Consider the following 21,251-nt stretch of genomic DNA (forward strand, 5'->3'; position numbering starts at 1 on the left):
GCCATGGTCCGCCTCGATCACCGCCAGCCGATGCCCGAAGCCTTGCGCGGCGCGATCATCGCGCTCGGCAACTTCGACGGCTTCCACCTTGGCCATCAGGCCGTGGTCGGCGCCGCGCTCGACTGGGCTCGGCGCGAAGGCCGCCCGGCCATCGTCGCCACCTTCGATCCGCATCCCATGCGGCATTTCCATCCCGCTGCCGAACCCTTCCGGCTGACCACGCTCAACCAGCGGCAGGAACTGTTCGCTGCCGCCGGGGCCGATGCCATGCTGGTCTTCCACTTCGATGGCGAACTGGCCGGGATGCTGGCGGAAGACTTCGTCACCCGCCTGCTGTGCCAGCAGCTTGGCGCGGCCGGGGTGGTGACGGGGGAAGACTTCACCTTCGGCAAGGGGCGCGGCGGCAATGCCGATACCTTCGCCGCGCTGGGCATGGCGGCGCGCACGGTAAGTGCGGTGATCGACAGCGGCAGTGCCGTTTCATCCAGCCGCATCCGCGCGGCGCTGCAAAAAGGTGACTGCGCCGAGGCTGCACGCCTGCTGACCCGCCCCTTCACCGTCCGCGGTACGGTGCAGCACGGCGACAAGAACGGTCGGCTGCTCGGCTTTCCCACCGCCAATATCGACATGGGCGCCTACCTGCGCCCGCTTTACGGCATCTATGCCGTCCGTGGCCGCCTGCCCGGCGGGCGCGTGGTGCAAGGCGCGGCGAACCTTGGTGTGCGGCCCACCTTCGACCCGCCCAAGGAGCTGCTCGAACCCCATTTCTTCGACTTCGCCGAAGACCTCTACGGGCAGGAGATCGAGGTGGAGTTCCATCGCTTCCTGCGCGGCGAGGCTCGGTTTGACAGCCTTGACGAGCTGAAGGCGCAAATGGACCGCGATTGCGAGGCAGCCCGCGAGGCGCTGCGCTGAACCTGCCGCCCCAAGAGAAAATTGCGCAAACGCCCACCCCCCGCTAAGGCGCGGCGCATATGACCGAAAAGCGCGATTACCGATCGACCGTCTTCCTGCCGAAGACCGATTTCCCCATGAAGGCGGGCCTTCCCCAGAAGGAACCCGGCATTCTTGCGCGCTGGCAGGAACAGGGGCTGTACCAGAAGTTGCGCGAGGCCCGCGCGGGGCGTAAGAAGTTCATCCTTCACGATGGCCCGCCCTATGCCAATGGCGACATGCACATCGGCCACGCGCTCAACCATATCCTCAAGGACATGGTGGTCCGCACCCAGAGCCTGCTGGGCGAGGACGCGCCCTATGTGCCCGGCTGGGACTGCCACGGCCTGCCGATCGAATGGAAGGTCGAGGAGCAGTACCGCAAGAAGAAGCTCAACAAGGACGAGGTCGACCCGGTCGAGTTCCGCGCCGAATGCCGCGCCTATGCCAAGGGCTGGGTGGACCGCCAGCGCGAACAGCTAAAGCGGCTCGGCATCAATGGCGATTGGGACAATCCCTACCTGACCATGGATTTCCAGGCCGAGGCGACGATCGTTTCGGAACTGCTCAAGTTCGCCGAAAGCGGCCAGCTCTATCGCGGGGCCAAGCCGGTGATGTGGTCGCCGGTCGAAAAGACCGCACTGGCCGAAGCCGAGGTCGAGTACGAGGATATCGTCTCGACCCAGATCGACGTGGCGTTCGAGATCACCGAGAGCCCGATTGCCGAACTGGTCGGCGCATACGCGGTGATCTGGACCACGACGCCGTGGACGATCCCGGTGAACCAGGCTTTGGCTTATGGGCCGGAGGTTCGCTACGGTTTGGTTGAAACGGACGTACCGGAACTAGCGGGTAAGAAGTTTCTGATTGCTCGCCAATTGGTGACGGAATTCAACAGGCGTCTAGATGCAGCATTTGGTCGAACCGTTTTGCTGACGGGGGATGGCAATTTCGCTGGCTCCGACCTCGCCGGAACCATCGCCCGCCACCCGATGCACCACCTCGGCGGGTTCTTCGCCAAGCCGCGTCCGTTCCTGCCCGGCGACTTCGTCACCACCGAAAGCGGCACCGGCCTTGTCCACATGGCGCCCGACCACGGCGAGGACGACTTCGACCTGTGCAAGGCGCACGGCATCGAACCGGTCTTCGCGGTCGAAGGCGACGGCAAGTACCGCGCCGACTGGGCATGGCTCGGCGGTGAAGGTTCGGTCATCAACCCCAAGTTCAACGCGCCCGACGGCCCGATCTGCACCGCGCTTCGCGAGGCTGGCGGCCTGCTCGCGGCCTCGGCCGACTACAAGCATTCCTATCCCCACTCGTGGCGGTCCAAGGCCAAGGTCATCTTCCGCTGCACCCCGCAGTGGTTCGTGCCGATGGACAAGGCGCAGGACGGCGGCACCCTGCGCGACAAGGCGCTGAAGGCCATCTCCGACACCCGCTGGGTTCCTGCCAAGGGCGAGAACCGCATCCGCTCGATGGTCGAGGGCCGCCCGGACTGGGTGCTGAGCCGCCAGCGCGCGTGGGGCGTGCCGATCACGCTGTTCGTCAACCGCAAGACCGGCCAGTACCTGTGCGATCCGGCGGTCAACGCCCGGATCATCGCCGGGGTTCGCGAGAACGGCGTCGATGCCTGGTCGGAAGACCGCGCGCAGGAATACCTCGGGCGCGACTACAAGGCGGAAGACTTCGAGCGCGTAACCGACATTCTCGACGTGTGGTTCGATTCGGGCTGCACCCATGTCTTCACGCTCGAATCCGGGCGCTGGCCGGGCATGCAGTGGCCGGCCGACCTCTACCTTGAAGGCAGCGACCAACATCGCGGCTGGTTCCAGTCGAGCTTGCTGGAAAGCTGCGGCACCCGCGGCCGCGCGCCGTACAAGGCGGTGCTGACCCACGGCTTCACCATGGACGCCAAGGGCATGAAAATGTCCAAGAGCCTTGGCAACACCATCGACCCGCTGAAGGTGATGGAAACCAACGGCGCCGACATCATCCGCCTCTGGGCGCTGTCAGTCGATTACACCGAGGATCACCGCATCGGCGACGAGATCCTCAAGGGCGTAGCTGACCAGTACCGCAAGCTGCGCAACACCTTCCGCTACCTCCTGGGCGCGCTCGACGGGTTCTCGGACGCGGAGAAGGTTGCGGTCGAGGCCATGCCCGAGCTGGAACGCTATGTCCTGGCGCTGCTGGCGAAACGCGACGCCACGCTGCGGCAGGCGACGCAGGACTTCGACTTCAACACCTACGTCCGCGCGCTGACCGACTTCTGCAACGAAGACCTTTCGGCCTTCTTCTTCGATATCCGCAAGGATTCGCTCTACTGCGACGCGGCGGACGATCCCAAGCGCATGGCCTATCGCACCGTGCTCGACACGCTGTTCCACGCTCTGGTCCGCTATGCCGCGCCGGTTCTGGTGTTCACCGCCGAAGAGGTCTGGGGCACGCGCTATCCGGAAGGCGGCTCGGTGCACCTGCTGGAATGGCCGGAACTGCCAGTGATCGATTTCGACAATGCATTTCTCGCGAAATGGAGCGAACTCCGCGGATTGCGCGGTCAAGTAACCGAAGCCATCGAGCCGCTCCGAAGGGACAAGACACTCGGCTCAAGTCTCGAGGCAGAAGTCCGACTGTCAGACATTTCTGCGATCTTGGGAGACTACGATCAGACTGATTGTCTGGCCGAGTTGTTCATCACGAGCGACGTCCAACTTGTTCAAGGGACGGATGCTCCGAGCGTCACGCGCACCGCCAACCACAAGTGCGGACGCTGCTGGCGGCACCTGCCGGAAGTCAGCGAGGACGGCGACCTTTGTTCACGTTGCGACAATGTGGTCGCGGGCATGGACGCGGCATGAACCCCGCCCGTCGCCTCGGCTTCATCATCGCCGGCATCACCTTCCTTGCCGATCAGGCACTGAAGTGGCTGGTGATGGGGCCGCTGGCCCTGCCGGAGCGGCTGCAGATTGATCTTGTCCCCTTCTTCCGCCTGACCTGGGCGGAGAACCGCGGTGTTTCGCTTGGCATGTTCACCGCGGAAAGCGATGCCGGGCGCTGGTCGCTGGTCGCGCTGACGGCGCTGATCTCCATCGGCGTGGTGGTGTGGATGCTGCGCGAAAAGGCGCGCGGCGATATCCTTGCCCTGGGCCTGGTCCTCGGCGGGGCGCTGGGCAATATCGTCGACCGTGTGCGCTTCGGCTATGTCGCCGACTATGCCGACCTTCACTTCGGCGAATTCCGCCCCTTCATGATCTTCAACCTTGCCGATGCGGCCATTTCCATCGGCGTTTTGATAGTGCTTGCCCGCTCGCTGCTTTCGCGCGAAAAGGCGGCCGACCAACCGGCGGGCCCCGCCTCGGAGAGCTGATACATGCGCAAGTCCATCGCCATCACGACCCTTATCGCCGGTTCGGCCATGCTTTCGGCCTGCGGCAGCAGCGGTCTGTTCAATCGTGACCGGCCCGACGAATTCGCCGTGCAGCGCCAGGCCCCGCTGGTGGTTCCGCCCGATTTCTCGCTGACCCCGCCGCAGCCCGGCGCCCCGCGCCCAGCCGATTCGTCGGCCGCCGTCCAGGCGCAGGAAGCGCTTTTCGGCCCCGGCCCGAACCGCAGCGAAGTGGAAAAGAACACCATCGGCCGCGCCGGCAGCGCCGCTCCTGGCATCCGTTCGACCGTGGGCGACCCGGCGACCAACACCGTCGCCAAGGGCGCGGTGACGCGCGACGTGATTGCCGCCCCCGAAGGTGACGGCCGCGAAGCCCAGGCGGTCGCCGGCGGCTGAGCCCGCCCGCGCAATTTCTCCAGACTGATCGCGATCAATCCGGCTTGGCGCTTGACGCGCTAGGCCTTTTGGCGAATCGCGTCTGAAACACAGGAGTGCATAGAGGATGAGCGCAGCGGATGTCGTGATCGTCGGAGCCGGGCATGGCGGGGCGCAGTGCGCCATCGCGCTGCGGCAGGCCGGTTTCGCAGGGACGATCACGATGATCGGCCGCGAAAGCGAACCGCCCTATGAGCGGCCGCCGCTGTCCAAGGAATACTTCGCCCGCGAAAAGACGTTTGACCGGCTCTATATCCGCCCGCCCCAGTTCTGGGAGGAAAAGGGCGTGGACCTGATGCTCGGCGTCGAGGTGACGGCGGTCGATCCGGCAGCAAGGCAGCTCACGCTCTCCAACGGACAGACCTTCGGCTATGGCAAGCTGGTCTGGGCAACCGGCGGCGATCCGCGCAGGCTGCCGGTCCCCGGCGGCACGCTCGCCGGTGTCCATGCCGTCCGCACCCGCGAGGATTGCGACCAGCTGATGGGCGAGATCGATGGCGGCGTGCGCAATATCTGCGTCATCGGCGGCGGCTACATCGGGCTTGAGGCGGCAGCCGTGCTGACCAAGATGGGCTGCAAGGTTACCCTGCTCGAAGCCCTGCCCCGCGTCCTTGCCCGCGTTGCCGGGCCAGAACTGTCCGCCTTCTACGAAAAGGAACACCGCGATCACGGCGTTGACCTGCGCACCGGCGTGACGGTCGAGGCGCTGGAAGGCGAAGGCCGCGTCACGGGCGTTAAGCTGGGCGATGGCAGCGTGGTTCCCGCCGATGCGGTAATCGTCGGCATCGGCATCATTCCCGCCGTCGCCCCGCTGATTGCGGCAGGGGCCGCCGGCGGCAACGGAGTTGATGTGGACGAACTGTGCCGCACCTCGCTGCCGGACGTCTATGCCATCGGCGATTGCGCCGCCTTCGCCTGCGATTTTGCCGATGGCGCGGTGATGCGCGTCGAATCGGTGCAGAATGCCAACGATCAGGCGAGCTGCGTCGCCAAGGGGATCTGCGGCGATGCCCAGCCCTATCACGCGTTCCCGTGGTTCTGGTCGAACCAGTACGACCTGCGCCTGCAGACTGCCGGGCTGTCGGTCGGCTATGACCAGACAGTCGTGCGCGGCGATCCGGCAGCGCGCGCTTTCTCCGTCATCTACCTGAAGAACGGCAGGGTCATCGCGCTCGACTGCGTCAACATGGTCAAGGACTATGTCCAGGGCCGCAAACTGGTCGAGGCAGGCGCTTCGCCCGAGCTCGAAAAGCTGGCCGACGCCAGTGTTCCGCTGAAGGAACTCATGCCGGTTTAGAAACTCGTTCACGCAGAGCGCGCAGGGAAGAAAATAGAGGCGCAGAGGGGTCGTGAATTCCGCGAAGCGGCTAATCATTCCGACCGTCAGTAATGCCGCGTCGTTGCAGATTGAGAGCGGCTTCGCCGCAGACGCAACACCTCTGCGTCTCCTCTTTCTTCTCTGCGCTCTCTGCGCGAACCCAGATTACCCCAGCCTCGCCGCGGCCCAACGCGCGGCGTCTGCGACCGCCGGGTCGGGATCGTTCGCCAGCGCCTCCACCTGCGCCAGCAGCCCAGCGTCCCCGCTGTTGCCCGCCGCGTAGAGGCAATTGCGCACGAAGCGGTCACGCCCGATGCGCTTGATGGGTGAGCCGGAAAACAGCTTGCGGAAACCCGCATCGTCCAGCCGCAGCAGGTCGGCCAGCCGGGGCGCGGCGAGTTCTGCGCGCGGCAGGAAGGCCCGGTTTGCCGCGGCGGCATCGGCAAACTTGTTCCATGGGCAGGCCGCAAGGCACAGGTCGCAACCATAGATGAGGTTGCCGAGCGCGGGGCGAAGCTCTTCGGCCACCGGTCCCTTATGCTCGATCGTCAGGTAGGAAATGCAGCGCCGCGCATCGAGCCGGTAGGGTGCCGGAAATGCGCCGGTGGGGCAGGCGCGCTGGCAGGCATCGCACGATCCGCAGCGGTCCTGCCCGGGGGCGTCTGGTTCGAACTCCAGCGTGGTGTAGATCGCGCCAAGGAACAGCCACGAGCCGTGCTGCCGACTGACCATGTTGGTGTGCTTGCCTTGCCAGCCCAGTCCGGCGGCCTCGCCAAGCGGCTTTTCCATTACCGGCGCAGTATCAACGAAAACCTTGACGCCAGCTTCGCCAAGGCCCCGCTGCGCCGCCTCGGCAACAAGCCAGCGGGCAAGGTGCTTAAGCGCCTTCTTCACCGTATCGTGATAGTCCACGCCCTTGGCATAGGCGGAGATCCACCCGCGCGAGCGCTCGCCGGCCAGGGCCAGCGGATCGCCCGCCGGGGCATAGGACATGCCGAGCGCGATGACGCTGCGCGCCTCGGGCCAGAGCCCTTTCGGCGAGCGGCGATGGTGCGCGCGCGCTTCCATCCATTCCATCTGCCCGTGCGATCCGGCCGCAAGCCATTGCTCCAGCCGCAGGGCGCGCAAGGGATCCTCGCCTGCCGCCGCGACACCGCAGGCAACAAAGCCGAGCCGCCGGGCCTCTTCGCCCAGGGCTTGCTTGAGGTCAGTCGTTGCCGCTGCGTTAACCAAATTTGGCGCGCTCCTCTTCACAGGGCGTGGTTAATGCGTCACCCCATGAAAATGGAACTAGGCCCATTGCAGGCAGCGGGCAACGCGCCGCTTGCCGGAATTTCCGAGCGACCGCTGGCCATCGAGGCGCGCGGGCTGGTCAAGCGGTTCGATGGCTTCACCGCCGTCGATGGCATCGACCTCTCGGTGCCAGAGGGCGCGATCTATGGCGTGCTGGGCCCCAATGGCGCGGGCAAGACGACAACGCTGCGCATGCTGCTGGGCATCATCGACCCCGACGAGGGCCTGCGCCGGGTGCTTGGTGCCGAACGACCGCATGATGTTGCCCATGCCATCGGCTACCTGCCCGAAGAGCGCGGACTCTATCCGGCAATGAAATGCCATGAGGCCATCGCCTTTGTCGGGGCGCTGCGCGGCCTGCCGCTGGACGAAGGCCGCCGGCGCGGCAAGGCGCTGCTTGAAGAGCACGGCCTTGGCTATGCCGCCGACCGGCAGATCCGGCAGCTTTCCAAGGGCATGGCCCAGCAGGTGCAATTGCTGGCCACGCTGGTTCACGAGCCGCGGCTGGTGATCTTCGATGAACCCTTCTCCGGCCTCGATGCACTCAACCAAGGCAAGCTGGAGCGCATGATGCGCGGCCTTGCCGAGAAGGGCACGACGGTGATCTTCTCAACCCACGTGATCGCCCATGCCGAACGGCTTTGCGATTCGGTGGCGATCATTGCCGGCGGCAAGGTGCCCTTCGCCGGCCCGGTCGATGTGGCGCGCGACCGGATCCGCCCGCAGGTGCGGCTTGAAACCCGGGCAGCAGACGGCCGCTGGCGCAGCGCGCTTCCCGCCGATGCGCGCCGCGAATCCAAGGCCGATGGCAGCACCTTCTGGTACTTCAACCTGCCCGAAACCGGGGTCGAGCCCTTGCTGCGTGCGCTGATCGAGGGAGAGGCAGGCATCCTTTCGCTGTCCATCGAACGCGCCGGCCTGCACGATGCCTTTGTCGCCATCGCTGGCGAAGCAGCTGCGCGCGCGCTCGACGAATCGCCCGAAGAAGTCCTCGCCATGGAGAAAGGCCGATGAGCGCCCCCGTCACCTCCGGTCGTCTCTCGACCATGCAGGCCGCGCTGGTCGTCGCACGCCGCGATTTCGGCGCGATCCTGCTCAGCCGAACCTTCTTTTTCTTCCTCCTCGGCCCGTTGTTCCCGCTGATCGTCGGCCTCGCCGCAGGGTCGGTCACGCAGAAGGCGGAACAGGCCGCCGCCCGGCCCGTGCTCGGCCTGGCGATGACTACGAAAGATGCAGACGCGATGGTCGCCGCCGGCAATGCCCTGCGCCCGCAACTGGGCGATGCAGCACCCGACATGACGGTGATCGGGACGGTGCGACCGGGCGAAAGCTTCGATGCGGCAAGAGCGCTGACCGACAGCCACGGCAACATCGCCGCGGTGCTCACTGGCAGCCTTGCCAGCCCGCGCCTGACCGGCACCGAGGGGCAGATCGCCGCATGGCAGGGCCCGGTATCGCTGATCGCCGCACGCGCTTCCGATGCAAACCCGCAGGCCCTGCCCAAGGTCGGGCTTTCCGCCACGGCGACCAGCACCGCCAGCGAGCGGCATGGCCAGATGCGCACCGCGCAAGGCGGCCAGATGCTGCTGTTCCTGCTGACGATGATGCTGGCCGGCATGGTGCTGTCCAACCTGGTCGAGGAAAAGGCGAACAAGATCATCGAAGTGCTCGCCGCCGCCATCCCGATGGATGCGGTATTCTATGGCAAGCTTTTTGCCATGCTGGGCGTCTCGCTGGTCGGCATCTCGGTGTGGGGCGCCTGCTTTGGCGGACTGGCCCTTCTGGGGCGCGATGCGCTGGGCGGCATGGCCGTGCCGGCAGTCGGCTGGCCGGCCTTCGTGGCACTGGGCGTTGCCTATTTCGCGATGGCCTACCTGCTGCTCGGCTCGGTCTTCCTGACGATCGGTTCGATGGCATCGACCGTGCGCGAGGTGCAGACCATTTCGATGCCGGTGTCGATGAGCCAGCTGATGATCTTCTTCTTCGCCACCTATGCCGCCGCCCAGCCGGGCAGCATGGTATCGCTGGCGGCAGAGGTGATCCCTTTCTCCTCGCCCTTCGCCATGCTGGCGCGTGCGGCGCAGGATGGCTCCGCCCTCCCGCACGTGGTCGCGATTGCCTGGCAGGCGATGTGGGTGGCGATCTTCGTCCACTTCGGATCGCGACTGTTCCGCCGCCGGGTGTTGAAATCCGGTGCGCAGGGCGCGGCGCGGCCAAAGGCGCGCGCTGCCGCCTGACGCCCCTTCAAACCGGGACCGGTCCGGCCTACATTATCGTCCAAGGGGCAAGGAAAGGCCGGACCATGTCGCACCCGATCACTGTTTCACGCCGTGCAATCTGCGGATGGCTGGGCACAGCAGCGGCGTTGCCCCTGTTGTCGGCCTGCGGGTCGAGCGCCGAGGCGAAGACCTTTCCGGTGCGCTTCACCGAAACCGAATGGAAGAAGCGCCTGACGCCCGCGCAGTTCTATATCCTGCGCCAGAAGGGCACCGAGCGGCCCGGAACGTCACCGCTCAACAAGGAAAAGCGCAAGGGCACCTTCCACTGCGCGGCAGATGGTCACCCGCTCTATTCGTCCGAGACCAAATACGAAAGCGGCACCGGCTGGCCGAGCTTCTGGAAGCCGCTTCCCGGCGCGATTGGCACCTCGACTGACTGGGATGTCGGCTATCCGCGCACCGAAGTGCATTGCGCCCGGTGCGGCGGACATCTGGGCCACGTGTTCGACGATGGCCCCAAGCCCACAGGCAAGCGCTATTGCATTAACGGTGCGGCGATGGTGTTCCGCCCCGCCTGAACCGGACGCCGGTTCAGCCTTCCATCGCGCGGCGGAAGATCGCGTCCTTTTCGTCTTCCGCGACGGCGGGCGGGAACGGCTGCAGCCGATGCAGCAGGCGCGCCAGCTCGTCGAGCTTGAAGGTCTGCTCGAACACCAGTCCGACGCGATTCCCCCGCCGCCAGCGCACCTTGGCATCAAGTTCGGGCAGGCCCTTTACCGCGAGCGTGACGCGCTGATCGACGCTGAGCGGCAGATCGCCCTCGATGCTGCCGCCCTGCTGCGAGATGTTGCACAACGCCGCCGGCAGCACCACGCTGCCAGCACGCACCTGCGCCGGCAGGTCCACCCGCGCCCGGACCGGCCGCTTGCGAAAACGGCTGCGCTCCACCAGCAGGTGCTCCAGCTGGGCGGCATGGGTAAACACGAAACCGGCCTGATCGCCGCGCTCCCAGATCTTCTCGATATCGTAGCGATCGCCATTGCCGAGTTCGAGGACCATGAGGACATCGCGCGGCAGGGGATGGAACAGCTTCAGCCGCGCCCCCCTGCTGGCAACGTCGCGCAGGATGCACAGGTATTCGCCACTGCGGGCAATCACCTTGGCTGGCCGCAACAACAGGACCAGCCGCTGCACTTCACGCTTTTCCAGGCCATCAAAGCCCGGACCCAGTACCGATTCCGTTCCCGGCATCGCAACACCCCCGGCTGCAAAGCCCGTCCCCCGACGCGCCTTACAAGTGCAAACTATGGGCAAGTGCTTGAAACGCTTGCTACGAATCATGCTTAAAGCCGCGTAGGAGATCGCAGCCGCAAGGCTCCAAACGTGCTGCTGGGAGCAGCCCTGGCTCTCCAGGCCGGACCGCACAGACGGCCGGAGAACAGGCTGAAGGCAAAACAAAGGCCCGCCGGGACGCTTTCCCGACGGGCCCGCTTTACTGGTGCAGATGATCGTCAGCCGGCCATCATGTGGAAGGCGCACAGCTTGTTGCCATCGGGATCGCGCAGGTAGGCAAGGTACATCTTGCCAAAGGGCATGTCGCGCACGCCCGGCGGGTCCTCGCAGGTCGTGCCGCCGTTCTCGACGCCGGCCTGATGCCAGGCGTCCGCCTGTTCCGGGGTCATGGTCAGGCCGATGGTGCCGCCGTTGGCATGGGTGGCCGGCTCGCCGTTGATCGGCTTGGTGACCATGAAATTGCCGGTCGGCGACATGTAGAAAATGCGCCCTGCAGCCGCATCGCCGGCGCCCGAGATGCCGAGCACGGCGAATGTGGCGTCGTAGAACTTCTTCGATGCTTCAAGGTCGTTGGAGCCGACCACGATATGACTGAACATGCACTTCTCCTGATAATGCTCAAAGCGGCGTGACGCTCGCTTCGGGCGTAAACAGCATACGCGCGGCACTGCAGGCAAGGGCAATCGCCGCAAGCAATGCGGCAATCCCCGAGGCGGCCGCGCGGGCGGCGGACCGCTCGGGCGGTCAGCGGATGATCAGCGGGTAATGCTGGTGCGGCACGACCTTGTGGGTGTCGCGATATGACGGGGGCTGCCGCCCGCCCTCATCCGTGATGCCGTATTCGCGGCCCAGTTCGGCTCCGATCAGGGTCTGGCCCGAACGCTCCGCCAGCGCGGGATCGTTGTACAGCGCCCAGATGACATGGCCGGTGTATTCGGGCGTTTCGATCTGGTTGCGCAGGTAGCCGTACTTCTCGGGGTCGGCCTCGATCATGGCGAGCAGGCGGTCGGTCGCCAAAGCGCCCATCCAGATCGAGATGGCGGAGACATTGGCCTCGGCGTTGCGGAAATCGACCGCCATGTCGAAGGCCAGCTTGTCGACCCCCGCCTTGTGCGCGCCATAGGCCGGGCCCATCGAATAATGCGCCGCCCCCGAGGCAGAGGTCATGACGATGAGGCCGCTGTTCTGCTTCACCATTGCGGGGGCCGCCATCCAGCTGGCGACGTAGGAACTGCGCAGGCCGACATCGATCATGTCCGCCAGCTTGAGCGGCTTTTCCCAGAAATTGCCCGGCATCGACAGCTCGTCATAGACGGCCGCGGCATTGTTCACGAGGATGTCGATGCGGCCCTGTTCGGCAAGCACCTGATCGAACAGGGCCTGGACCTGCGTATCATCGGCATGGTCGCAGCGCACGGCGATGCCCTTGCCGCCCGCGCGGGTGATGGCTTCGGCGGTCGCGTAGATCGTGCCCGGCAGGGCATGATCGCCCGCCTTCTCCGAACGGCCGGTGACATAGACGGTGCAGCCATGGCTGCCGAGCGCGATGGCAATGCCACGACCGGCACCGCGGCTGGCTCCGGTAACGATGGCGACGGGGGCTTGTGCGGTCATCTTGGTCTTTCTTCGAGATTGACGCCGGGATCGGCCTAGAGCTTTGCGAAGATGCTGGAGGCGAGCGCGCCCCACATCACCATCAGGCCCAGGAAGGAAATCGTAAAGGCCCCGCCGCGATGGTTCGGGTTGTTGTAGGTGATGTGGACGAGGCTCTGCACCGTCCTGCCGACCGCGAAGATCCACGCGCAGATAAGCACCGTCGTCGTCACCGAACCGGTTACATAGGCCGTCAGGCAGCCCGCGTAGAACACCGTGGGCAGTTCGAACAGGTTGTCCCAGTGGCGCACGGCGGCACGGGTCTTCTCGGGCTCGGGATCGCCGAGGTAGACCTTGTAGAATTCCGGATTCTGGCCCTGCTTGACCGCGCTGGCGCGCTCGATCGCCATCTTGACGAAACCCACGAAGGTGATCGCCACCAAAAGCAGGACTGGCAGAAAGATCTTCAGCGAATGGTCATTGGCCATGATGGTCCCCTCTCGTTTTCAATCCGCGTGCAATCAGGAAAAGGCTTCCTCGCCTTCCAGTTTGGTGCGGTGCATCTGGCGGTCACAGTCCAGCGGATAGGCCATGGCGCGGTGCATGGTGCCGGTGTTGTCCCAAAGCACGGCATCGCCCACCGACCACTCGTGGCTGAGCGAGAACTGTTCCTGCGTGGCCCAGTCGCGCAGGCGCACCAGCAGGCGCCGGCTTTCGATCGGGTCCATGCCGGGGATGTAATCGCAGGTCGATCCCAGCACGAGCGACTTGCGGCCGGAAGTGTGCGCCCAGACCAGCGGCAGGTCATTGGTGCCGAGCCGCGACCACTGGTCGAGCAGCGCAAGGCTGGGCTCCGGCTCGACGAACAGTTGCGCCGCCACCAGCGAGTGGATCACGCGCAGGTTCTCCAGCTCCGCCTTTTCGTTATCCGGCAGAGCATCCCAGGCCGCATAGGTGTTGCAGAATTCGGTGTTGCCGCCGACCGGTGCCTTCTTCTTGCAGGTCAGCATCGAGGCGAACAGCGGCACCTGCTGCATCGTGCCATCGATGTGCCAGTAGAAGGCACCCTTCACATAGTCTGCCTGCGGGTTGATTTCCTTGTCCATGGAGATCTTGAAGATGTCGCCGTGCATCTCGGGCACGAACTTGCCAAGCGTCTTGGTGAACTCGACCTGTTCGGCATCGTCGAAATGGACCTCCTTGAAGACGATGACACCGCGATCTTCGAGCATCTCGCGGATCTGCGCGGAATAGCGGCCGCTGAGCAGCGTTTCCTTGTCGGTACGCACCACGGCGCCGATCAGCGGCTTGACCTGCGTCACTTCGAATTTTCCGGAAAGGGTAGCCATGGTCTGCCTCGTTCAATCAATGAATGCGTTGAAATTCACATCGCCGCCCCGCCGTTCACGCCCAGGACCTGACCGGTGATATACCCGGCGGCATCGGAAGCGAAGAAGGCACAAGCGGCTGCAATATCCTCGGGCTGGCCGAGGCGGGGAATCGGGTAGGTGGCAATGATCTGCTCATAGGGCACCGGGAACAGTCCGCCATCGATCGCGCGGCGCGCCATGGGCGTGTCGATGAAGCCGGGTGAGACCGAGTTGACCGTGATTCCCTTTGGCCCGAGCTCGATGGCCAATGAACGGGTCATCGAGATGATCCCGCCCTTGCTGGCGGTATAGAGCGCCATGTTGGGCGCGCCGATCTGCGCGCCAAAGGCAGAGACATTGACGATCCGGCCCCAGCCGGCCGCCACCATGTCCGGCAGCACGCATTGCGCGGCAACATAGGCGCCGCGCAGGTTGATCGCCATGAGCCGGTCCCATGTCGCATCGTCGAGATCCTCGATCGCGGTGAAGTTCTCGATAGCGGCATTGTTGACGAGGACGGTGATGGGACCGAGCGCCTCGCGGATCGCGGCAATCGCTACCTCCACTTGGGCGCGCTCGCCAATATCACCCTTGACCGCAATCGCCCGGCCACCAGCCGCCATGATCGTTTCGGCGACTGCCTGGGCACCTGCCAGGTCGACGTCGATGATACCCACGGCATGTCCGTCAGCCGCCAGCTTGAGGCTGGTCGCCCTGCCCATGCCGGCCGCGCCGCCGGTCACCACTGCCACGCGCGCCGCGCCTGCCATCTTTGTTCAATCCTTCCGACTGCAAGAGCGCCACGCTGCCGCTCTCGGTGCCTGGCGCCTTCCCGGTGATTTGGGGCAGGCAAGAACCCGAAGTCCAGTGTTCGTCATTTTGTTAGCGAGCCTGGCGGGCACGGTCAATTGCATGCTTTACCCGGGGCGGAGGGCAATCTAGGCAAGGTCATGGCCAGCGAAACAGGCATACAGGCCCCTGCAAGGACAGTGGCCCCTTCCCCTGAGCGCCGCATGGGTCCGGAGGGGTCGGAGAACTGGCATGCCATGCTGGACGGCGCCGAGCTGATTCTGCGCGAAGAAGGCCATGCCGCGCTTACGTCCCGGCGCGTGGCTGAGCGGATCGGTGTCAAGCAGCGGCTGGTCTACTATTACTTCCGAACGATGGACGACCTTGTCGTCAGCCTGTTCAGGCGCATGGCGGAACGCCAGGAGCTCAGGCTCAGCGAGGCTGCCGCTCAGCCCCGCCCCCTGCGGGCGCTGTGGGACATCAGCCTTCATTCGACCGACAGCAGGCTGATTGCCGAATTCATGGCGCTGGCCAACCGGATCGAGGGCCTCAAGCGCGAGGTGGTTCACTTCATCGAGAGCGCGCGTCGCATCGAGACAGAGGTGCTGGCGCAGGTGATGGACCGCGTGCCGCAAGCCAGGAACATGGGTCCGGCTTCGATGGCCGTGACGATCACCAGCCTCGCCCTGCTGCTGTCGCGCGAAAGCCAGCTGGGCGTGGACCTTGGCCATGAGGAAATCCTCGCGGCGCTTGACGCGTTCCTCGATCAGGTCGAGCCACTGGACGCCGCGACCTAGCAAGCGGGCAGACGCAAGGCCTGCACCGCATCGCCAGGCTGTCTTTCGTCAGACGATCGGGCGCTCGCCCACGATCGACAGGCCGTACCCTTCAAGCGCAACCAGCGAATGGTGCGTGTTGGTCAGCAGGACCATGTCGTGCACGCCCAGTTCGGCAAGGATCTGGGCGCCGACGCCATAGTCGCGCAGTTCCTCCGTCGGTGCCTCTTCACCAGCGCGCACCCGGCTCTTGATTTCGATGGCCTTGCTCATCAACCGCTGCATCGGCCGGTTGATGACCACGATCGCGCCCGAACCATGATCGGCAATCATCTTCATCGAACGGCTGAGCAGGTCGGCACGATCGCCCTCTTCGCCGAAGATGTCAGAGAACACGGACAGGGTGTGCATGCGCACAAGCGTGGGCTGGTCAGGGTCAACCTTGCCCTTGACCAGGGCGAAGTTCTCGTCCCCGGTTGCCTTGTTGTAGAAGGTGATCGCCTTCCAGTCGCCGCCCCACTTGCTGGTGAAGGGCAGCTCCGCGCGCTTTTCGACCATGCGGTCATGCTTGCGGCGGTAGGCGATGAGATCGCGGATGGTGCCGATCTTGAGGCCGTGCAGCCGGGCGAAGGACACAAGATCGTCGAGCCGCGCCATCTCGCCATCGTCGCGCATGATTTCGCAGATCACCGCCGAGGGGTTGAGGCCGGCCAGCCGCGAAATGTCGACGCCTGCCTCAGTATGGCCTGCACGGACCAGAACGCCGCCATCGCGGGCCTGAAGGGGAAAGACGTGGCCGGGCGAGGTGATGTCGTTCTTGCCCTTGGTCCCGTCGATGGCGACAGAGACGGTGCGGGCGCGATCGGCTGCGGAAATACCGGTCGTGATGCCTTCGCGCGCCTCGATTGAGACCGTGAAAGCCGTGCCGAGCGGCGTGCCATTCTCGCGTGCCATCGGCGGCAACTCAAGCTGCTCGCAGCGCTCGCGGGTGAGGCACAGGCAGACGAGGCCGCGCCCGTGAGTGGCCATGAAGGTGATGGCCTGCGGGGTTGCCATCTGGGCCGGAATGATAAGGTCGCCCTCGTTCTCGCGATCCTCGTCGTCGACAAGGATGAACATGCGCCCGTTGCGCGCCTCGTCGATGATTTCCTCGATGGGGGCGAGCACGGGGCGATCATCGTTGGCCATCAGGAAGCGTTCCAGCTTGCCAAGCGTTTCCGCAGTCGGGTTCCAGCCATCCTCCCCGCAATCACGCAGGGTATTGGCATGAAGCCCGGCCGCACGGGCAAGGCCGGAACGGCTCATGGAGCCGGAGGAAACGAGTTCGACGACGCGGTCAATAAGCTGCTTTGACATGGCCGCGCACATTGCACAGCTGCGTGTGCGAAGCAAGGCCCGCGCATACATCAGGATGTGATCGCCAACCAGCATGCGCCGACCTGGCCGACGATACGGCAGTCGTCTGGAGCTATGGCATTGCCCATCACATGGTCGGCAAGGACGAGGGCTGCGACGAGATCATTGCCGGGGTCCAGTATCGCGACAAATGTCGCCGGACGGACGATGGCTGGCTGATAATCGAGCGCTCGATCGCGAACCAGTGGGTGGACATGCGCAAGCCTGCCTGACCGCTCCGCGGCCGAACCCTTCAGATGGTGTCTGGCTCGAACAGCAATGTTGCGGGCCAGGCATCGCTGGCAACGAGGGCCGAAAGGGTGTGGCGCAGGATCATGTCCGCCCGTTCGACCAGACGCGGCACCTTGCAGTCCCGCGTTGCGCCGATGCTGACCGGCTGGTTGAGCACGGGATCGACGATCGGGCAAACCGCCAGGCTGCCTTCGCGCAGTTCGCGCATGATGGCTGACTTCGGCAGTACCGTGTGGGCCTGCCCGCCACTGACCATCTGCTTCAGCAGTTCGAGCGAATTCACCCGCCGGACTACGTTGATGCTCGCCTTGTTCACATAGGCGAGCTTTTCCACGATGGGGACCACGCCGCTCCTGGCCTCGGGCAGGATAAGCGGCAGGGCGGTTGCCGCGCTGAACCGCATCGGTTTTCCCTCGCCATCTTGAGGACTATTGCTGGGAGTGCGTGCCATGCGGCGCAGGCGCGCTGCGACGGTCTTGATGCTGGTGACTTCGGACATAGGGTGGATCTCCAAATCGGAGCAGCGGCACTCGCTGCTCCCACCACCCAAAGCCCCGCCAGTGGACTGGTCAGGGCGCTAGCGCCAAGCCACACGCTCAAAGGCAATGTTCGTTATCGCTATTACAGCACGCGATCAGACCTGATCGATGGCACGGAAGCCTGGCGGGTCTCTGCGCATGATGTCGAACGATTGGTTTGCGAGCGACTCGCCGCCTTGCTTGATGATCGATCCGGCATGACCAAGCATCTGTGCGCATATCTCAAAACGGCACGGCAATCTTCAACGATGCTTTATGATGCCGTCCGGCATGCAAACGAGCTCCGCACAGGTCGCCCCGCGCAGCGGCTGTCCCTGATTGTCAAACTGGTCGAACGCATCGAACTGGGCGCAGAGGATATCAGGATTCGGACAAGCACCTCGCGACTTGCCGCAACGTTTGATCTCGAAGCAGCATCCGATGCCAAGTCAGAGCCGATCGATCTGACCTGTCCATCAACCAAGGTCTGGCATGGACGTCAGCTGCGTTTGGTGATCCCTGGACCGGTTGCTCGTGCACAGCTCGGTCACCGCGACCTGAAGCTGATCAACCTCATTCGCGAGGCCCATGCCGCCAGGCGACTGGCAATCGTAAATCCGGACAAGACAATCTCCGACCTCGCCAGGATGTCAGGACGTTGCCGTAACCGACTCGCCCGCTACCTGAAAGTTTCGAGCCTTGCCCCTGACATTGTCACAGCAATCTTGCAGGGTCGGCAGCCGATTGGGTTTTCGATCACGCAGCTTCTGGGAGCAAATCTGCCACTATGCTGGCAGGAGCAGCGTCGCCTTCTCGGGTTCGCCTGAACGCCCAACATACCCTGTGCTGTCAGTCATTCTGCAATCGAGACTGACCCCAATTTGCTGAGAGATCATGTCTCTTCTCTGGGCGTCTCTGGAAGCACGGCCCTAAGCACCAAGCCCGAAAGCCCGCGGAAGTGCGCCAAACACACGCCCTTCCGCGTCGGGCAAACGCTAGAGGGCAGGACTTAAGGACTTCATGGTGCGGACGGTGGGACTCGAACCCACACGATCGAGGATCAGGAGATTTTAAGTCCCCGGCGTCTACCATTCCGCCACGTCCGCGCGCCACCGCCTTAGGGCGATGTGGCGGCGGTTTCCACCCCTTGCCGGGGCATTGCGTGAAGGCAGGTGCGCGGGATCAGTCCGCGTTCAGGCGCTGGCGCATTTCCTTGCCGGGCTTGAAGTAGGGAACCTTCTTGCCCGGAACGCTGACCGATTCGCCCGTGCGCGGGTTGCGGCCCTGGCGAGCCTCGCGCTCGCGGGTCGAAAACGCGCCGAAGCCGCGCAGTTCCACACGTCCGCCCTTGGCCAGGCGCTCGCTGATCTCGTCGAAAAAGATATCGACAACACGCTCGACTTCCTCGGCGCGCAGTTCGGGATTTTCACGGGCAAGAACCTGCAACAGTTCGGAACGGATCATGGTTTCTCCATCGCCGCAGACGCGACGTTATCCAGTTCCAGGTCGCGACCCCCCACTCCGGAGGACCTGAAAGGTTTTCGTTGATTGCCGATGTAATCTGCCAGACGTACGACACAAGTGCAATTGTCGGATTTGCGGCAGACCGAATGTCACGCTTCGGCAAGAAGTTCCGCCGGATCGATCCCCAGCATGTGCATTTTCGCCCGGATTGCCGGCCATTCACGGCTGAGGAACAGATCCCGCTCGCGCCCGCGCAGCTTTTCGGCAGCACCGGGCGCGACATACATGCCCACCCCGCGCTGCACCTCTACCAGTCCTTCGAGCTGGAACAGCTGGTACGCCTTGGCCACGGTCAGCGGGTTTGCGCCCTGTTCGGCGGCAAAGGCCCGCACCGAGGGAAGCATCGCGCCTTCGGCATAGGTGCCGTCGATGATCGCGGCGGCAATCAGGTCACGCAGCTTGAGGTAGACGGGCTGGCTGTTCTGGCTCATGGTGCAGCAGTGCCATAATACAGCGCGTCAGGCAAGGCCGTTTTTGCAGCATGGCTGTCGCAAATAAAGGTACAAGTGTAACGATTTTCCGCTTCACAGCCGCAAATTCGAAGCTAGGGTCTGCGCACGTATGCGCGCCGGGCAGGCGTGTGAATTCGGGGAGTTGTCATGAAGGAAATGGGTCTCTGGAACGAGGGTGACTGGATCGCGGCCATCGCGGTCGTCGTCCTCGGCGTGTTCCTGGCAATCGGCGCGCGTGTCGCCATCCAGAAGGAACCGGAGTTCGCAGGCCACCCCAAGGGCCTGTACATGCTGTTCTTTGCCGAAATGTGGGAGCGCTTCTCATACTACGGCATGCGCGCACTGCTGATCTTCTACCTGACCCAGCACTGGCTGTTTTCCGACAGCAAGTCGAACCTGATCTATGGCGCCTACACCAGCCTCGTCTACATCACGCCGGTGCTGGGAGGCTACCTGGCCGACCGCTATCTTGGCCAGCGCAAGGCCGTGCTGTTCGGCGGCCTGCTGCTTGCCGCCGGCCACAGCCTGATGGCGGTGGAAGGCGTTGGCGGACAGAACGATCCGACGATCAACGTGTTCTGGGCCGCACTTGCCTTCATCATCGTCGGCTCGGGCTTCCTGAAGGCCAATATCTCGGTGATGGTCGGCCAGCTCTACAAGCTCACCGACGTGCGCCGCGATGGCGCCTACACCATCTTCTACATGGGCATTAACCTGGGTGCTGCCATCGGCACGATCCTTGTCGGCTATCTTGGCCAGACGATCGGCTGGGGCTGGGGCTTCGGCCTTGCCGGCATCGGCATGCTCGCGGGCCTCGTCGTATTCGTGCTCGGCAAGAACGTGCTTGGCGGCGCGGGCGAGGCGCCGGCTCCGCTCGCGAAGAGCAAGGAATGGATGCTTTACGGCATCGGCCTTGCCTCGGTCGCCGTGATCTGGGCGCTGGTCCAGTACCAGGACGTGATCCAGACGTTGCTGATCATCTCGGGTGTCAGCCTGTTGGGCTACGTGCTTTACGAAAGCTTCAAGCTGCCCAAGGAACCGCGCGAGCGCATGTTCGCCATCCTGTTCCTGATCAGCCTCAACCCGCTGTTCTGGGGCCTGTTCGAACAGGCCGGCGGCTCGATGAACCTGTTCACCGACCGCTTTGTCGATCGCGGCGACGTGCCGGCGGCGATCTTCCAGTCGATCAACCCGATCTACATCATCCTGCTGGCACCGCTGTTCGCCGGATTGTGGGTGTGGCTGGGCAAGCGCGGCAAGGAACCGTCGGCTCCGGCCAAGTTCGGCCTGGCGCTGGCGCAGATGGGCCTTGCCAACCTCGTCCTCGTCTGGGGTGCCGAAGCCTTTGGCCTGGCAGCCATGACGCCGGTGATCTTCGTCTTCCTCTACTACCTGTTCGCGACGACTGCGGAGCTGTGCCTCTCGCCGGTCGGCCTCAGCGCGATGAACCGGCTGGCACCCAAGTTCCTCGCCTCGCTGATCATGGGAGCATGGTTCTACATGACCGCGGTGGGCAACTTCGTCGCCGGCAAGATCGGCGAGGCTACTGGTGGCCACGGCGGCGAGATGAGCAAGGCAAAGCTGCTGGAAATCTACGAGCTGTTCGGCTGGATCTCCATCGGCGCGGCCGTGCTCGTGCTGCTGCTCTCCCCGATCGTCAAGCGCTGGATGCACCTTGACACGCTTGAAGACCGCTGATCCCAGGA

The 21,251-nt window shown here is 64.4% G+C and carries 23 protein-coding genes and 1 tRNA gene; 12 read left to right on the plus strand and 12 right to left on the minus strand.

Annotated features, from left to right (window positions below; genetic code table 11):
• The first annotated feature begins 3 nt into the window (after positions 1–3).
• From C0V78_RS09275 to C0V78_RS09295, 5 genes are all read left to right on the plus strand, one after another.
• The gene (locus C0V78_RS09275; RefSeq protein ID WP_101797452.1) at positions 4–915 is read left to right on the plus strand and encodes a bifunctional riboflavin kinase/FAD synthetase; all 912 of its coding nucleotides are present in this window, start codon (positions 4–6) and stop codon (positions 913–915) included.
• Positions 916–974: 59 nt separating this feature from the next.
• The gene (gene ileS, locus C0V78_RS09280) at positions 975–3,791 is read left to right on the plus strand and encodes an isoleucine--tRNA ligase (RefSeq protein WP_101797453.1); all 2,817 of its coding nucleotides are present in this window, start codon (positions 975–977) and stop codon (positions 3,789–3,791) included.
• Entirely contained in the window at positions 3,788–4,300 is a 513-nt protein-coding gene (gene lspA, locus C0V78_RS09285; protein ID WP_101797454.1) for a signal peptidase II, read from the plus strand. Before ileS ends, lspA begins: the two co-directional genes overlap by 4 nt.
• Positions 4,301–4,303: 3 nt before the next feature.
• Complete coding sequence (locus C0V78_RS09290; RefSeq protein ID WP_101797455.1) at positions 4,304–4,714, plus strand: DUF3035 domain-containing protein; 411 nt, start codon at positions 4,304–4,306, stop codon at positions 4,712–4,714.
• Between the two features lie 106 nt (positions 4,715–4,820).
• Complete coding sequence (locus C0V78_RS09295) at positions 4,821–6,050, plus strand: NAD(P)/FAD-dependent oxidoreductase (protein ID WP_101797456.1); 1,230 nt, start codon at positions 4,821–4,823, stop codon at positions 6,048–6,050.
• A gap of 186 nt (positions 6,051–6,236) precedes the next feature.
• Here C0V78_RS09295 and queG read toward each other — a convergent pair whose 3' ends face one another.
• The gene (gene queG, locus C0V78_RS09300; RefSeq protein ID WP_101797457.1) at positions 6,237–7,304 is read right to left on the minus strand and encodes a tRNA epoxyqueuosine(34) reductase QueG; all 1,068 of its coding nucleotides are present in this window, start codon (positions 7,302–7,304) and stop codon (positions 6,237–6,239) included.
• 51 nt (positions 7,305–7,355) lie between these two features.
• Here queG and C0V78_RS09305 point away from each other — a divergent pair, with 51 nt between their 5' ends.
• From C0V78_RS09305 to msrB, 3 genes are all read left to right on the plus strand, one after another.
• Positions 7,356–8,378 carry an ABC transporter ATP-binding protein gene (locus C0V78_RS09305; protein WP_254049874.1) on the plus strand — a complete coding sequence of 341 codons (1,023 nt, stop codon included), beginning with the start codon at positions 7,356–7,358 and terminating at the stop codon, positions 8,376–8,378.
• Entirely contained in the window at positions 8,375–9,601 is a 1,227-nt protein-coding gene (locus tag C0V78_RS09310) for an ABC transporter permease (RefSeq protein ID WP_173843370.1), read from the plus strand. The genes C0V78_RS09305 and C0V78_RS09310 overlap by 4 nt, the downstream gene beginning before the upstream one ends.
• Before the next feature lie 65 nt (positions 9,602–9,666).
• Entirely contained in the window at positions 9,667–10,161 is a 495-nt protein-coding gene (gene msrB / locus C0V78_RS09315) for a peptide-methionine (R)-S-oxide reductase MsrB (RefSeq protein WP_101797459.1), read from the plus strand.
• A gap of 13 nt (positions 10,162–10,174) precedes the next feature.
• Here msrB and C0V78_RS09320 read toward each other — a convergent pair whose 3' ends face one another.
• The 6 genes from C0V78_RS09320 to C0V78_RS09345 form a co-directional block, all read right to left on the minus strand.
• A complete protein-coding gene (locus C0V78_RS09320) occupies positions 10,175–10,834 on the minus strand; it encodes a PilZ domain-containing protein (protein ID WP_158241521.1) in 660 nt (219 codons plus the stop codon).
• A 260-nt stretch (positions 10,835–11,094) separates the two neighbouring features.
• Positions 11,095–11,475, minus strand: coding sequence for a VOC family protein (locus C0V78_RS09325; RefSeq protein WP_101797461.1), 381 nt, complete (start codon positions 11,473–11,475; stop codon positions 11,095–11,097).
• Positions 11,476–11,620: 145 nt separating this feature from the next.
• Complete coding sequence (locus C0V78_RS09330) at positions 11,621–12,490, minus strand: SDR family NAD(P)-dependent oxidoreductase (protein ID WP_101797462.1); 870 nt, start codon at positions 12,488–12,490, stop codon at positions 11,621–11,623.
• 35 nt (positions 12,491–12,525) lie between these two features.
• A complete protein-coding gene (locus tag C0V78_RS09335) occupies positions 12,526–12,957 on the minus strand; it encodes an MAPEG family protein (RefSeq protein ID WP_101797463.1) in 432 nt (143 codons plus the stop codon).
• A 33-nt stretch (positions 12,958–12,990) separates the two neighbouring features.
• Complete coding sequence (locus C0V78_RS09340; RefSeq protein WP_101797464.1) at positions 12,991–13,818, minus strand: TauD/TfdA family dioxygenase; 828 nt, start codon at positions 13,816–13,818, stop codon at positions 12,991–12,993.
• Between the two features lie 35 nt (positions 13,819–13,853).
• Positions 13,854–14,609 carry an SDR family NAD(P)-dependent oxidoreductase gene (locus C0V78_RS09345; RefSeq protein WP_101797465.1) on the minus strand — a complete coding sequence of 252 codons (756 nt, stop codon included), beginning with the start codon at positions 14,607–14,609 and terminating at the stop codon, positions 13,854–13,856.
• A 243-nt stretch (positions 14,610–14,852) separates the two neighbouring features.
• Between C0V78_RS09345 and C0V78_RS09350 the strand changes: the two genes are divergently transcribed.
• Complete coding sequence (locus tag C0V78_RS09350; RefSeq protein ID WP_101797466.1) at positions 14,853–15,425, plus strand: TetR/AcrR family transcriptional regulator; 573 nt, start codon at positions 14,853–14,855, stop codon at positions 15,423–15,425.
• A 48-nt stretch (positions 15,426–15,473) separates the two neighbouring features.
• Here the strand turns inward: C0V78_RS09350 and ribB are convergent, their stop codons facing one another.
• Complete coding sequence (gene ribB / locus C0V78_RS09355; protein WP_101798291.1) at positions 15,474–16,760, minus strand: 3,4-dihydroxy-2-butanone-4-phosphate synthase; 1,287 nt, start codon at positions 16,758–16,760, stop codon at positions 15,474–15,476.
• Positions 16,761–16,783: 23 nt separating this feature from the next.
• Here ribB and C0V78_RS09360 point away from each other — a divergent pair, with 23 nt between their 5' ends.
• The gene (locus C0V78_RS09360; protein ID WP_158241522.1) at positions 16,784–17,032 is read left to right on the plus strand and encodes a nuclear transport factor 2 family protein; all 249 of its coding nucleotides are present in this window, start codon (positions 16,784–16,786) and stop codon (positions 17,030–17,032) included.
• Positions 17,033–17,052: 20 nt separating this feature from the next.
• On the opposite strand, the gene C0V78_RS09365 is transcribed toward C0V78_RS09360, so the two are convergent.
• Positions 17,053–17,550 (minus strand): LysR substrate-binding domain-containing protein, encoded by a 498-nt coding sequence (locus tag C0V78_RS09365; RefSeq protein WP_101797467.1) that lies wholly within the window; start codon positions 17,548–17,550, stop codon positions 17,053–17,055.
• Between the two features lie 3 nt (positions 17,551–17,553).
• Between C0V78_RS09365 and C0V78_RS09370 the strand changes: the two genes are divergently transcribed.
• Complete coding sequence (locus tag C0V78_RS09370; protein ID WP_144039869.1) at positions 17,554–18,396, plus strand: hypothetical protein; 843 nt, start codon at positions 17,554–17,556, stop codon at positions 18,394–18,396.
• Positions 18,397–18,590: 194 nt separating this feature from the next.
• Here C0V78_RS09370 and C0V78_RS09375 read toward each other — a convergent pair.
• The 3 genes from C0V78_RS09375 to C0V78_RS09385 all read right to left on the minus strand — a co-directional run bounded on the left by C0V78_RS09375 (position 18,591) and on the right by C0V78_RS09385 (position 19,524).
• A tRNA-Leu gene (locus C0V78_RS09375) sits at positions 18,591–18,675 on the minus strand.
• Between the two features lie 76 nt (positions 18,676–18,751).
• Positions 18,752–19,033 (minus strand): integration host factor subunit beta, encoded by a 282-nt coding sequence (locus C0V78_RS09380; RefSeq protein ID WP_101797469.1) that lies wholly within the window; start codon positions 19,031–19,033, stop codon positions 18,752–18,754.
• Positions 19,034–19,182: 149 nt separating this feature from the next.
• The gene (locus tag C0V78_RS09385) at positions 19,183–19,524 is read right to left on the minus strand and encodes a GntR family transcriptional regulator (protein ID WP_101797470.1); all 342 of its coding nucleotides are present in this window, start codon (positions 19,522–19,524) and stop codon (positions 19,183–19,185) included.
• Between the two features lie 168 nt (positions 19,525–19,692).
• Here C0V78_RS09385 and C0V78_RS09390 point away from each other — a divergent pair, with 168 nt between their 5' ends.
• Positions 19,693–21,243: a peptide MFS transporter gene (locus C0V78_RS09390; protein ID WP_101797471.1), complete on the plus strand. Its 1,551-nt coding sequence runs from the start codon at positions 19,693–19,695 to the stop codon at positions 21,241–21,243.
• Positions 21,244–21,251: the final 8 nt, after the last annotated feature.

Source organism: Novosphingobium sp. TH158, from assembly GCF_002855555.1.
In the GTDB taxonomy this organism is placed as follows: Bacteria; Pseudomonadota; Alphaproteobacteria; order Sphingomonadales; family Sphingomonadaceae; genus Novosphingobium.

Excerpts from the sequence above, each read along its gene's own strand:
- C0V78_RS09275 (WP_101797452.1), top strand. The coding sequence starts at position 4 with ATGGTCCGCCTCGATCACCGCCAGCCGATGCCCGAAGCCTTGCGCGGC.
- ileS (WP_101797453.1), top strand. The coding sequence starts at position 975 with ATGACCGAAAAGCGCGATTACCGATCGACCGTCTTCCTGCCGAAGACC.
- lspA (WP_101797454.1), top strand. The coding sequence starts at position 3,788 with ATGAACCCCGCCCGTCGCCTCGGCTTCATCATCGCCGGCATCACCTTC.
- C0V78_RS09290 (WP_101797455.1), top strand. The coding sequence starts at position 4,304 with ATGCGCAAGTCCATCGCCATCACGACCCTTATCGCCGGTTCGGCCATG.
- C0V78_RS09295 (WP_101797456.1), top strand. The coding sequence starts at position 4,821 with ATGAGCGCAGCGGATGTCGTGATCGTCGGAGCCGGGCATGGCGGGGCG.
- C0V78_RS09305 (WP_254049874.1), top strand. The coding sequence starts at position 7,356 with ATGGAACTAGGCCCATTGCAGGCAGCGGGCAACGCGCCGCTTGCCGGA.
- C0V78_RS09310 (WP_173843370.1), top strand. The coding sequence starts at position 8,375 with ATGAGCGCCCCCGTCACCTCCGGTCGTCTCTCGACCATGCAGGCCGCG.
- msrB (WP_101797459.1), top strand. The coding sequence starts at position 9,667 with ATGTCGCACCCGATCACTGTTTCACGCCGTGCAATCTGCGGATGGCTG.
- C0V78_RS09320 (WP_158241521.1), bottom strand. The coding sequence starts at position 10,834 with ATGCCGGGAACGGAATCGGTACTGGGTCCGGGCTTTGATGGCCTGGAA.
- C0V78_RS09325 (WP_101797461.1), bottom strand. The coding sequence starts at position 11,475 with ATGTTCAGTCATATCGTGGTCGGCTCCAACGACCTTGAAGCATCGAAG.
- C0V78_RS09330 (WP_101797462.1), bottom strand. The coding sequence starts at position 12,490 with ATGACCGCACAAGCCCCCGTCGCCATCGTTACCGGAGCCAGCCGCGGT.
- C0V78_RS09335 (WP_101797463.1), bottom strand. The coding sequence starts at position 12,957 with ATGGCCAATGACCATTCGCTGAAGATCTTTCTGCCAGTCCTGCTTTTG.
- C0V78_RS09340 (WP_101797464.1), bottom strand. The coding sequence starts at position 13,818 with ATGGCTACCCTTTCCGGAAAATTCGAAGTGACGCAGGTCAAGCCGCTG.
- C0V78_RS09345 (WP_101797465.1), bottom strand. The coding sequence starts at position 14,609 with ATGGCAGGCGCGGCGCGCGTGGCAGTGGTGACCGGCGGCGCGGCCGGC.
- C0V78_RS09350 (WP_101797466.1), top strand. The coding sequence starts at position 14,853 with ATGGGTCCGGAGGGGTCGGAGAACTGGCATGCCATGCTGGACGGCGCC.
- ribB (WP_101798291.1), bottom strand. The coding sequence starts at position 16,760 with ATGTCAAAGCAGCTTATTGACCGCGTCGTCGAACTCGTTTCCTCCGGC.
- C0V78_RS09365 (WP_101797467.1), bottom strand. The coding sequence starts at position 17,550 with ATGTCCGAAGTCACCAGCATCAAGACCGTCGCAGCGCGCCTGCGCCGC.
- C0V78_RS09380 (WP_101797469.1), bottom strand. The coding sequence starts at position 19,033 with ATGATCCGTTCCGAACTGTTGCAGGTTCTTGCCCGTGAAAATCCCGAA.
- C0V78_RS09385 (WP_101797470.1), bottom strand. The coding sequence starts at position 19,524 with ATGAGCCAGAACAGCCAGCCCGTCTACCTCAAGCTGCGTGACCTGATT.
- C0V78_RS09390 (WP_101797471.1), top strand. The coding sequence starts at position 19,693 with ATGAAGGAAATGGGTCTCTGGAACGAGGGTGACTGGATCGCGGCCATC.